Annotated in this window: 9 protein-coding genes; 3 read left to right on the top strand and 6 right to left on the bottom strand. The window is 57.1% G+C overall.

The window, feature by feature from the left end:
• Window positions 1–104 precede the first annotated feature (104 nt).
• A complete protein-coding gene (locus MKS11_RS21480; RefSeq protein ID WP_284109686.1) occupies window positions 105–590 on the top strand; it encodes a 4Fe-4S dicluster domain-containing protein in 486 nt (161 codons plus the stop codon).
• Window positions 591–632: 42 nt separating this feature from the next.
• Here MKS11_RS21480 and avtA read toward each other — a convergent pair whose 3' ends face one another.
• Window positions 633–1,889, bottom strand: a complete 1,257-nt coding sequence (gene avtA / locus MKS11_RS21475) for a valine--pyruvate transaminase (protein WP_087771082.1) — start codon at window positions 1,887–1,889, stop codon at window positions 633–635.
• 167 nt (window positions 1,890–2,056) lie between these two features.
• Entirely contained in the window at window positions 2,057–4,090 is a 2,034-nt protein-coding gene (locus tag MKS11_RS21470; RefSeq protein ID WP_017900031.1) for an alpha-amylase, read from the bottom strand.
• Between the two features lie 313 nt (window positions 4,091–4,403).
• On the opposite strand from MKS11_RS21470, the gene MKS11_RS21465 reads away from it, so the two are divergent.
• Window positions 4,404–5,222 (top strand): protein bax, encoded by an 819-nt coding sequence (locus tag MKS11_RS21465; RefSeq protein WP_017900030.1) that lies wholly within the window; start codon window positions 4,404–4,406, stop codon window positions 5,220–5,222.
• A 61-nt stretch (window positions 5,223–5,283) separates the two neighbouring features.
• On the opposite strand, the gene xylR is transcribed toward MKS11_RS21465, so the two are convergent.
• The 4 genes from xylR to xylF form a co-directional block, all read right to left on the bottom strand.
• The gene (gene xylR / locus MKS11_RS21460; protein WP_049004410.1) at window positions 5,284–6,462 is read right to left on the bottom strand and encodes a D-xylose utilization transcriptional activator XylR; all 1,179 of its coding nucleotides are present in this window, start codon (window positions 6,460–6,462) and stop codon (window positions 5,284–5,286) included.
• Window positions 6,463–6,695: 233 nt separating this feature from the next.
• Window positions 6,696–7,877, bottom strand: coding sequence for a xylose ABC transporter permease XylH (xylH, locus tag MKS11_RS21455; protein WP_048326030.1), 1,182 nt, complete (start codon window positions 7,875–7,877; stop codon window positions 6,696–6,698).
• Window positions 7,855–9,396, bottom strand: a complete 1,542-nt coding sequence (locus tag MKS11_RS21450) for a xylose ABC transporter ATP-binding protein (RefSeq protein WP_087771083.1) — start codon at window positions 9,394–9,396, stop codon at window positions 7,855–7,857. Before MKS11_RS21450 ends, xylH begins: the two co-directional genes overlap by 23 nt.
• A gap of 63 nt (window positions 9,397–9,459) precedes the next feature.
• The gene (xylF, locus tag MKS11_RS21445; protein WP_017900027.1) at window positions 9,460–10,455 is read right to left on the bottom strand and encodes a D-xylose ABC transporter substrate-binding protein; all 996 of its coding nucleotides are present in this window, start codon (window positions 10,453–10,455) and stop codon (window positions 9,460–9,462) included.
• 495 nt (window positions 10,456–10,950) lie between these two features.
• On the opposite strand from xylF, the gene xylA reads away from it, so the two are divergent.
• Entirely contained in the window at window positions 10,951–12,273 is a 1,323-nt protein-coding gene (gene xylA, locus MKS11_RS21440) for a xylose isomerase (RefSeq protein ID WP_004205019.1), read from the top strand.
• Window positions 12,274–12,304: the final 31 nt, after the last annotated feature.

Genomic DNA, 12,304 nt, shown 5'->3' with positions numbered 1-12,304 from the left:
ATCAGTTGTGCTAGTGACTAAAAACAGCGCTGATTCCATTCAGGATCAAAGCGCGGGCAGGGACTATTCTGGCACCCTGCGGTTTTATCCCCAGGGAGCAGAGGATGAACCGGTTTCTTATTGCTAATGCCCAACAGTGTATTGGCTGTCGTACCTGTGAAGTGGCCTGCGCGGTGGCGCACCAGCAGACGCAGGATGTGTCCATGCTGTCGACAAGCCATTTCGCGCCGCGGATCCGGGTGGTGAAAAGCGGCGAGATATCAACGGCGACGGCCTGTCGGCAGTGCGAGGATGCGCCCTGCGCCAGCGTCTGCCCGCAGGGGGCGATTCGTCTGGAGGAGGACGTCTGGTGGGTCGATCAGCGCCGCTGCATCGGCTGTAAAAGCTGCATGGTGGCCTGCCCGTACGGCGCGATGACCGTCACGGTGGTGAACCAGCAGGCGCAGGCGCTGAAATGCGATTTATGCCACCACCGCGCCGAGGGGCCGGCCTGCGTAGCCGCCTGCCCGACGCAGGCGCTGCGGGTGATGGCTCCCGCGGAGCTGGAGGCGCTATGCGCGCAAAAACGCCAGCGGCTGGCGCTGGCGTGAGCGGGTCCGCCGACGGACGTTACCCGTCAGCAGCGTCAGGAATTACGCTTCCTGTTCGCGCCAGGCGAATTCAACCTCTTCGGCGAGAATTTTCACCCCGGCCTCGATTTTTTGCGGGTCCGGCACATAGTTCATGCGCATGCACTGGTGGGTATGCGGCCACGGTTTATCGAGTCCCGGGAAGAAGTAATCCCCCGGCACCATCAGCACGCCGCGCTTTTTCAGCCGCTGATACAGCAGCTCGGTGGAGATCGGCAGATCCTTAAACCACAGCCAGAGGAAGATCGCCCCCTCCGGTTTGTGAATAAGGCAGCGCTCCTCCGGCAGATAGCGGCGAATAATGGCGATGGTCTCCTGCACCCGCTGGTAATAGAAGGGTTTGATCACTGTCTCTGACAGGCGCAGCAGATCCTGACGTTTAATCATTTCACACATCATTGCCGGCCCGATACCGCCGGGCGCGAGGCTGATAATGCCGTTCATGTTGCTGATGGCGGTAATGATTTTCTCGTTGGCGATGATAATCCCGCAGCGGCTGCCCGGCAGGCCCAGCTTGGACAGGCTCATACACAGCACGATGTTCGGATTCCACAGCGGTCGGGCGTTGCTGAAGATTATGCCCGGGAACGGCACGCCGTAGGCGTTATCAATCACCAGCGGGACCCCGTGCTGATTCGCCAGCGCATCCAGTTTGATCAGCTCTTCATCAGTGATGACGTTGCCGGTCGGGTTGGTGGGACGCGAGACGCAGATCATCCCGGTCTCCTCCGTCACCTGCAGATGCTCAAAATCAACGTGGTACTTGAACTGGCCTTCCGGCAGCAGTTCGATATTCGGCCGGGTGGCAACGAACAGATCCTCTTCCAGGCCGGCATCGGCATAGCCGATATATTCCGGCGTCAGCGGGAACAGCACCTTGCGGGGGGTGCCATCTGCCCGACGCCCTGCGAACAGATTAAATAAGTAGAAAAATGCGCTCTGACTGCCGTTTGTTAGCGCAATATTCTGTGGTTCTATCTCCCAGCCCAGTTCGTCGCGCAGCATCTTCGCCAGCAGGCTCAGCAGCTCGCTCTTGCCCTGCGGACCATCATAATTACAAAGCGCATCAAGGGCTTTGCCATTATCCAGCATGTCGGAGAGCAACTGCTGGAAGTAGTCATTCATCTCCGGGATCTGAGCGGGGTTGCCGCCGCCCAGCATAATAGCGCCCGGCGTGCGCAGACCGTCATTAAGGTCTTCCATCAGGCGGGTAATGCCTGAATGACGGGTGAATTTGTCGCCGAAAAGGGAAAATGTCATCGCGAATCGTCTGTCGGTGGTTCTGGAAAGTGGCTAACCATAACGCCAGCGCCAGCGTGGTGCAAATCGAAGGGAAGAGGGGTATTTTTGTTTTTATCCTGTGAATCGATATTTTATCAGCGTATTGTTCTGAATGGCTCCCCGCCGGGCAGGGAGCCACTCCTGTATTACTGCTGTTGTCCGGCCCAGATGACCATCACTTTGTCTTCACCGCTCTCGCGCACGAATCCGTAACCCCGCGGCATCGACAGCGTTGTCTGTTTGCCCATGCCGATCGCCGGATGGCGCGCGCGGAACTGGCCAATCTTCTGCCAGTGGGTAACGCTGCGGGCCGCTTTACCGTTAACATCCTGCCAGTTCATCTCTGAACGGGTGCCCTGCAGCGGGTCCGAGCCGGTGGGGCCGAGCGGGCGCGACGACTCGTCACCATAGAAGATCTGCACGGCGCCAGGGGCCAGCAGCAGCAGCTCTGCCGCCGTGGTGCCACCTTCGCGGAACAGGCGCGTATCGTGTGAGGAGAGGTAGCTCAGCACGTTGAAGCTCTGCAGCTTGTCCGCCATTTGCTGCCAGGTGAGGTCAATGTTGGCCATGCAGGTCGCCGCTTTCGCCGCCTGGTCCTGATAGTCGAAATTGATCATCGCATCAAAACCGTGGCGATAGTAATCGCTCTCCATCACCCCGTGTCCCCAGGCTTCCCCGGTCATCCAGAACGGCGCCGCATCCAGCGCTTTATCCGGATTGGCTTTTTTCCACTCCGCCAGCGCGGCGGTGGCTTGGGTTTTTAACTGCTGCCAGGCATCCATCTCCACATGTTTAGCGGTATCGACGCGGAAGCCGTCGATGCCGTAGTCGCGCACCCACTGGCTCAGCCAGTGCGTCAGGTAGTCGCGCGGCGTATAGCCCGGGATCGCCTTCGCCGCAGTGTCCGGTTTATGGCTATAGAAGTTCGGCAGGCCCGACGCCTCCTTCGATTCGGTTTTCAGGTCCGGCAGGAAGGCCAGCGACATGGTGAGGTCGTCATAGCCCGGGTTGTCGTAATCGCCGATATCGGTGCGGATCCACTTCTTACCCCACCATTTCTCCCAACCGGCCTTGTCGCTGAAGTTGATATAGTCGTTAAAGCTGTGCCAGGTCTGGCCCGCGCCGGGCTTCCAGTCCGTCCAGCGCTCGCCGAGGGTTTTTTTCAGCTCATCCCCTTGCAGATACAGGGAGCCGAACTGGAACTCCTGCATGTCGGCCAGGGTGGCGTAACCGGTATGGTTCATCACCACGTCGAACAGAATACGTATTCCGCGCTTATGCGCTTCATCCACCAGCCGGCGGAGATCCGCTTCGGTCCCCATGTTGGCGTCCAGTTTCGACCAGTCCTGAGTGTAATAGCCGTGGTAGGCGTAGTGCGGGAAATCGCCTTTCGTCCCGCCGCCGACCCAGCCGTGGATCTGCTCGAGCGGGGAGCTGATCCACAGGGCATTGACCCCCATCTGCTGCAGATAATCCAGCTTGCTGGTTAATCCCTGCAGGTCGCCGCCGTGGAAGGTACCTATCTCCTGCATGCCGTCTTTATGTCGGCCATAGCTATTGTCGTTGGCCGGGTTACCGTTCACGAAGCGGTCGGTCAGGACGAAGTAGACGGTGGCGTTGTGCCAGTCGAACGGCGCCGGCGCGGCCGTCTCGGCGCGTTCAAGCAGCAGCAGGCCATTGCTGCCGAAGGCGGGCTGCAGAGTGATTTTGCCGCCGCTGACGGTCGCGACATTGCCGCTGTAAAAATCGCGAACCTTACTGCCCTCGGCGAAGGTTTTGCTAACGTCGATGGTCAGAGGTTTTCCATCCCACTTCGGACACTGGCGGATCTGCGGCGCCGCGGCGCTGGCCTCTTTTTCCTCCAGCGAAATCATCATCGTCGGCGTGCCGGAGCGGGTATCCACCTCCAGGGTATACAGGCCCTGGCGGAAGATGCGCCATTGCGGCGGCGTGCCGCGACAGGGTTCCATGGAGAGCATCTGGTTGAGCTTAATGCCGCCGGAAGGCTGCCAGCACTGTTGGTCAAAATTTAGCTGCAGGGGACGTGTACCCTTCTCAACCACTTTCTGGCTGATGAAGCGGCCCGTCCCTTCTTCGGTGAAAGCAGGGAAGTCGGCGGTGGTCCAGGCGGCAAAGGCCATCCCAGGCACGAATAACGTGGCAAGCGCAGCGAGTTTCATTGCGGGATCCTTGAGCGGTTTTTATCTAGTGTGCCTTGTTGCCGCAAGGGTGAACTCCTCCCGGCGGACGTTTTGCCAGGAGGATGAAAAGGGGTGAGTGACACCGCTCAAAAAATAGGCTAAAAATGAGACGAAGCTAGCATTTTCGCGCTGGCGATGCGGCGCAGAAACCGATTTCAGATGACAGCAATTCGGAATTGGACTATTTCTGTTGATGCCCTCAGTGCGTATTTTTGATACTATTAGCGATTCAGCTATCGTTTTTTTGTGAAAAACAAGGTGTTGGAATGCATATATCCGACCAGGAGACCTGATGATATCGAATCCCATACGACGATATGGGGCCGCCATACTTATGTTACTAACCTGCGTCTTTTCAGGTAGTGTGTTGGCAACAACGCACACAGCAACAAAGAGTCATAAAGCCCCAACGGTTAAGAAGATCAGTAGTACTAAGGTAAGCAGTAAACAAGAGTATTCTCGCAATAGTGTAAAGAGCAGTTCACTTCCTGACTTGCGAAAATACCCTTCCGGAACACCAAGGAAAAAAGCGTTTCTCCGGACGGTCATGCCTTATATTACCAAGCAGAATCAGGCGATTACTGCGGATCGTAACTGGCTTGTTTCCAAGCAGTACGATGCTCGCTGGTCGCCGAGCGAAAAGGCGCGCCTGAAAGATATCGCGACGCGTTACAAGGTGAAGTGGTCAGGCAATACGCGTCATGTGCCATGGAACGCGCTGCTTGAGCGTGTCGACATTATTCCGAACAGCATGGTTGCGACCATGGCGGCGGCGGAAAGTGGCTGGGGTACCTCTAAGCTGGCGCGTGAGAACAACAATCTGTTCGGCATGAAGTGCGGCGCTGGTCGCTGCCGCGGCGCGATGAAAGGCTACTCGCAGTTTGAGTCGGTGGAGCAGTCGGTACAGGCTTACGTCACCAACCTGAACACCCACCCGGCCTATTCCTCTTTCCGCAAATCGCGCCTGCAGCTGCGTAAGGCGGATCAGGAAGTAACGGCCAGCACCATGATTCATAAGCTGAAGGGGTATTCGACCAAAGGGTCGAGCTACAACAACTATCTCTTCGCGATGTATCAGGATAACCAGCGGTTAATTGCCGCGCACATGTAATGTGCTTATCTACGTCATTATTAATGCCCGGCGCGCAAGCCCGGGCATTTTTCTTTGCTCTCTACATCATGACTTCACTGTGCCGGTCACGGTACTCTTTCGGCGTCACGTCGTACTCCTTCTTAAACACCGAATAGAAATATTGCAGCGACGGGTAGCCGCACATCTGCGAAATCTCATTGATCGACAGGCTGGTGGACACCAGCAGGCTGCGCGCCTTTTCCAGTTTCTCGCTGTGGATCACCGTGTGGATGGTCTCCCCCACTTCCTCTTTAAAGCGTTTCTCCAGGTTGGAGCGTGAAATGCCGACGGCGTCGAGCACCTGCTCCACCTTGATGCCTTTGCAGGCGTTGTTGCGAATGTAATGCATCGCCTGAATCACGGAGGGATCGTTTAACGACCGGTAGTCGGTGGAGCGTCGCTCAACGACGCGCATCGGCGGGATCAGCTGGCGCTGCAGCGGGAGCGCCTCGTTATTCAGCAGCCGGTGGAGTAATTTTGCCGCCTGATAACCCATCTGGCGGGTGCCCTGGGCGACGGAGGAGAGGGCGACGCGAGAGAGATAGCGGGTCAGCTCTTCGTTATCGATGCCAATAACGCACAGTTTCTCTGGCACCGGGATATGCAGCAGCTCGCAGGCCTGCAGGACGTGGCGGGCGCGGGCGTCGGTGACGGCGATGATGCCGGTTTGCGGCGGCAGCGTTTGCAGCCAGTCGGCGAGCCGGTTTTGCGCGTGCTGCCAGTTTTCCGGCGCCGTCTCCAGCCCCTGGTAGACCACGCCGCGATACTTCTCCTTCGCCACCAACTGGCAGAAGGCATACTCGCGCTCTACTGCCCAGCGTTTACCGCTGGAGTTGGGGAGTCCGTAAAACGCGAAGCGGTGTACCCCTTTTTCCTTCAGATGAAGAAAGGCGCTTTCCACCAGCGCGGCGTTGTCCGTGGCGATATAGTGGACCGGCGGGTACTGCTCTGGCTGATGATAAGAGCCGCCGACGCCGACGATGGGGACGTTGACATCGGCCAGTAGCTTTTCGATTTCGGGATCGTCATAGTCGGCGATAACGCCATCGCCTAACCACTCTTTGATGTTTTCGATTCGTGCCCGAAAATCCTCTTCAATAAAGATATCCCACTCCAGTTGGGAGGCCTGCAGATACTCGCCGACACCCTCAACCACCTGGCGGTCATAAGCTTTGTTGGCGTTGAATAACAGCGTAATACGGTGACGCTTTTCAAACATAGATGATGTTCCTGCTCTAACCCCGGTCATACCCCTTCATTCATGATGTTGCCGATGGCCTGGCTTTCTCATTCACCCCGGCCACGTACGTGATACGCGGCCGGGATGCGCCGTCTGCAACCCGAATGCTGTTGGGTATACACTACCGGCTAATGCCCGAGATATTTCAAGCGCCTTATGGCGAAGTTTGGCGGTAGCGCAAAGAATTCAGACATTCTTCAGAGAGCGCTTCCTTACGCGCGCCGCTTGGTGGCGGAGTCCATCCACACCGCCAGCAGCAAAATGGCGCCTTTGACGATATATTGCCAGAAGGTGGCGACGTCCATCATGCTCATGCCGTTATCCAGGGCCGACATAATAAACGCCCCCATTACCGCCCCGGCGACGCTGCCGATCCCGCCCGCCAGGCTGGTGCCGCCGATAACGCAGGCGGCGATGGCGTCCAGTTCGGCGATGTTGCCCGCCGAGGGCGACCCCGCGCCGAGGCGCGAGCTGAGGATCAGTCCGGCAATGGCGACCATCAGGCCGTTAATGGCAAACACCGCCAGCTTGGTGCGCTCAACGTTAATCCCGGACAGGCGTGCCGCCTCCAGGTTGCCGCCGATGGCGTAGATGCGGCGGCCAAAGGCGGTACGAGTGGCCATGAACAGCCCTGCCAGCAGCAGGGCGGCGAGGATCAATACCGGCGTCGGCACACCGCGATAGTCATTGAGCAGCCAGATTGCGCCCAGCACAATCACCGCGGTAATGGCCTGGCGGCCAACAGCGGCGGTGGAGGACGCGGTCGCCAGACCTAACGCCTGCCGGCGCACCCGTCCGCGCCACTGCCAGATAATGAACGCCGCCATGCCGACAACGCCGATGCCAAAGCCAATGCCATCTGGCAGGTAGCTTTGGCCGATCTGCGCCATCGCCGGGCTGGTGGGCGAGACGGTGGTCCCGTTGGTGATGCCGATCAGAATGCCGCGAAACGCCAGCATCCCGGCGAGGGTGACGATAAACGAGGGAACCTTACGATAGGCCACCCACCATCCGTTCCACGCGCCGAGCAGCAGGCCCATCACCAGCGTCACCAGAATGGTGAGCGGCAGCGGCCAGCCGAGCCAGACGTCAAAGATCGCCGCGGCGCCGCCGAGAAGCCCCATCATCGAGCCGACGGACAGGTCGATTTCTGCCGAAATAATCACAAACACCATGCCGACGGCGAGGATGCCGGTGATGGCCGTCTGGCGCAGCAGGTTGGAGATATTGCGCGCGCTCAGGTAGGCACCATCGGTAACCCAGGTGAAAAACAGCATAATGACGACGATCGCGGCGATCATCACGAAGACCTGGAGGTTAAGCCCCTTCAGCGCCGGCAGGGCGGTAGGGGCGGTTGGAGTAAGTTTGATTTCAGACGACGTGTTCTTCGACATGGCGTTCGCTCCTCAGCGCGGCTTCCATCACCTGTTCCTGGGTCAGATGTTGATTAACCAAATTGGCTTTTAGCCTGCCTTCGTGCATGACCAGCACCCGATCGCTAAGACCAAGCACCTCGGGCAGTTCGGATGAAATGACAATGACCGCGATGCCCTGCTGCACCAGCTGGTTAATCAGTTTATAAATTTCATACTTCGCCCCGATATCGATGCCGCGGGTGGGTTCGTCGAGGATCAGAATGCGCGGATTAAGCAGCAGACAGCGGGCCAGAATCGCCTTTTGCTGGTTGCCACCGCTCAGGCGGCCAATCGCCAGCTCCGGCGAGGAGGTTTTAATTTTCAATCGCTGAATGGACTGCTCAATACAGTGCTGCTCGGCGGCGTCGTCCAGGCTGCTCATCGCGCCGGTGAACTGGCTGAGCGCTGCCAGGGTAATGTTCTTACCTACCGCCATTACCGGCACGATACCGTCTTTTTTGCGGTCTTCCGGCACCATGGCGATGCCGTGGCCAATGGCCTGCTGACAGTTAGTGATGCTAACCGGCTGGCCATCAATGAAAATCTCCCCCTGCCAGCGCCCCGGCCAGACGCCGAACAGGCACTGCACCGCCTCGGTCCGTCCGGCGCCGACCAGCCCAGCGATGCCGAGGATTTCCCCGCGACGCAGGGAAAACGAGACGTCGTTGACCCGTTTAATATGACGGTTTACCGGGTGCCAGGCGGTCAAGTGTTCGACCCGCAGGATCTCCTCGCCGTGGGCGTGCGGTTCGCTGGGATAGAGCGCGGTGAGCTCCCGGCCAACCATCATGGTGATGATGTCGTCTTCGCTCATGCCGCTGGCGTCGCGAGTGCCGATGTGCTGGCCGTCGCGGATCACGCAGATTGTATCGGAGATCGCTTTGACCTCATTGAGCTTGTGCGAAATATAGATGCAGGCGATATCGTGGTTTTGCAGATCGCGAACGATCGCCAGCAGCGTCGCGGTCTCTTGTTCGGTTAAGGAGGCGGTCGGTTCGTCGAGGATCAGCAGGCGAACCTGTTTATTCAGCGCCTTGGCGATCTCCACCAGCTGCTGCTGACCGAGGCCGAGGTCGCCGACGCGGGTGTCGGGCGAAATGGGCAGATTGACCTGCGCCAGCAGCTTCTGGCAGCGCAGCGTCATGGTTTCATAATCCAGCAGACCGTGGCGGGAGATCTCGGCGCCGAGGAAAATGTTCTCCAGCACGGTGAGATGTTTCACCAGCGCCAGCTCCTGATGAATAATGGCGATGCCTTTGCGTTCGGTATCGCGAATATGGTTTACCTGCAGCGTTTCGCCGGCAAAAATAATCTCCCCCTCATAGCTTCCGTGCGGATAGATACCGCACAGCACTTTCATCAGCGTCGATTTTCCCGAACCATTTTCACCGCATAACGAGACCACCTCGCCAGCGTTCAGGCGCAGGCTGACATTATCCACGGCCTTAACGGCGCCGAAGGTTTTGGTGATGTTCTTCATTTCGAGTAGCCAGGCCATAAAGACTCCGAAAAGTGATATCCGGCGGGATGAAAATGACGCCCCGCAGCGGGGCGTCAGCCATTACAGTTCACTCTTTTTATGGAAACCGTCTTTAATCACCGTGGCGTCGATATTCTCTTTATTCACTTCAATTGGCGTTAACAGGCGCGAAGGGACATCTTTTAAACCGTTATTCAGCGTAGTGTCAGACTTCGGCTGCTTATCGTTGCCCAGCTCAACGGCGATTTCGGCGGCGTTGGTGGCCAGGGTGGTAATCGGTTTATAGACGGTCATCGTCTGGGTACCGGAAATAATGCGCTTCACGCCCGCCAGGTCAGCATCCTGACCGGAGATCGCCACTTTGCCGGCCAGCCCCTGGGCGGTTAAGGCCTGGATGGCGCCGCCGGCGGTGGCGTCATTGGAGGCAACCACGGCGTCGATTTTGTTATTATTCGCCGTCAACGCGTTTTCCATTATTTTCAGCGCGTTTTCCGGCAGCCAGCCGTCAACCCACTGATCGCCGACAATCTTAATTTTGCCCTCATCGACATACGGCTTGAGAACCTTCATCTGCCCGGCGCGGAACAGTTTGGCATTATTATCCACCGGCGAACCGCCCATCAGGAAATAATTACCCTGCGGCACTTTGTCGACCAGGCTTTGCGCCTGCATTTCACCGACTTTTTCATTGTCGAAAGAAATATAAAAATCAATATCAGCATTATTAATCATGCGATCATAGGCCAGGACTTTAATACCTTCCTGTTTGGCCTCTTTAATAACGTTGCTGAGCACCTGACCGTTATAAGGAATAATGACTAAGACATCGACGCCGCGGTTGATCATGTTTTCAATTTGCGACATTTGCGTTTCTTCATTGCCATTGGCGGACTGAACAAAAACTTTGGCGCCTAAGGATTCCGCTTTATTGACGAAAATATCGCGGTCTTTCTGCCAGCGCTCCAGACGCAGATCGTCGATGGCCATGCCAATCTTCACTTCTTTCGCCATCCCCGCCATGCTGGCGAGCAGGAGGGAGCTGGCGCAAAGCGTAAGGCAAAGGTTCTTTATCTTCATAATAACGATACCTTTTTTGTAAGGGTAGGTAAGACGAACGGAAAATAATGTTTGATACATGAGGTTGCGGATACGTTACAGATTCTTAACGCGGAAAGCAGGGCTGGCAATTACCGGTTTTTATTTTGCGGTTATGAAATTTCGTTTAATGCGTAAATTATGACGGCGATCGTATTTTATTCATGCACACTCTTATTATTGCACTGGACTTCTCTGACAGGACGGCAGAAGAACGAGCAGATATTATTTTTTGCGAGCTAGCGCACGTTTGTGGATTCTCTCAATGGCGGTGTGAAATAACGTAATTGAGGAAAATGAAAGCGAAATTCTATATTGGCTTAAACCCGTCATACTTCAAGTTGTAGGTGTGTTGGTGACATTCGTTGCTTCGCCCCCTGGTTATCGGGGACTCGCGCTCCTGCCGCCTTCCTGCAACTCGAATTATTTAGGGTACCTGATTGGTTATTCGCCGCATCTCTGAATATGGAGTTCTCTATGCAGACCTATTTCGATCAACTCGATCGCGTTCGTTACGAAGGCCCGAAATCCACTAACCCGCTGGCTTTCCGTCATTACAACCCGGATGAACTGGTGCTGGGCAAACGGATGGAAGATCATCTGCGTTTTGCGGCCTGTTACTGGCACACTTTCTGCTGGAATGGCGCCGATATGTTTGGCGTGGGCTCCTTCGATCGCCCATGGCAGCAGCCTGGCGACGCCCTGGAGATGGCCAAACGCAAAGCCGATGTGGCGTTCGAATTTTTCCATAAACTCAACGTGCCTTACTACTGCTTCCACGACGTTGACGTCTCGCCGGAAGGGAGTTCGCTCAAGGAGTACAGCAATAACTTCGCCCGGATGGTCGAGGTACTGGCGGAGAAGCAGCAGCAGAGCGGCGTCAAGCTTCTGTGGGGGACCGCAAACTGCTTCACCAACCCGCGCTACGGCGCTGGCGCGGCCACCAACCCGGACCCGGAAGTGTTCAGCTGGGCGGCCACCCAGGTGGTCACCGCCATGAATGCCACCCATCAGCTGGGCGGCGAAAACTATGTTCTGTGGGGCGGTCGCGAGGGCTATGAAACCCTGCTGAATACCGACCTGCGCCAGGAGCGTGAACAGATTGGCCGCTTTATGCAGCTGGTGGTGGAGCATAAGCACAAAATCGGCTTTAAAGGCACGCTGCTGATCGAGCCCAAACCGCAGGAGCCTACCAAGCATCAGTATGATTATGATGCCTCTACCGTTTACGGCTTCCTCAAGCAGTTTGGCCTGGAAAAAGAGATTAAACTGAACATTGAAGCCAACCATGCGACCCTCGCCGGCCACTCGTTCCATCATGAGATCGCGACGGCCATCGCGCTGGGGCTGTTCGGTTCCGTCGACGCCAACCGCGGCGATCCGCAGCTGGGCTGGGATACCGACCAGTTCCCGAACAGCGTCGAAGAGAACGCGCTGGTGATGTATGAAATTCTCAAAGCGGGCGGCTTCACCACCGGCGGCCTCAATTTTGATGCGAAAGTGCGCCGTCAGAGCACCGACAAATACGATCTGTTCTATGGCCATATCGGCGCGATGGATACCATGGCGCTGTCGCTGAAGGTCGCGGCGCGGATGATCGAGGACGGTGAGCTGGATAAACGCGTGGCCAAACGCTACGCCGGCTGGAACGGCGAGCTGGGGCAGCAGATCCTGAACGGGCAGATGACCCTCAGCGACATTGCCCAGTATGCCGTTCAGCATCAGCTGGCGCCGCAGCATCGCAGCGGCCAGCAGGAACAACTGGAAAACCTGGTCAACCATTATCTGTTTGACAAGTAATCATGCGGCGGCGCCCGGCGTGACCGGGGTC

The organism is Klebsiella sp. K5-45 (assembly GCF_030128605.1).
GTDB classification, from domain to species: Bacteria; Pseudomonadota; Gammaproteobacteria; order Enterobacterales; family Enterobacteriaceae; genus Klebsiella; species Klebsiella quasipneumoniae.
Note: the sequence above shows the minus strand (reverse complement) of the source record. Positions and strands in the feature narration are given on the sequence as shown.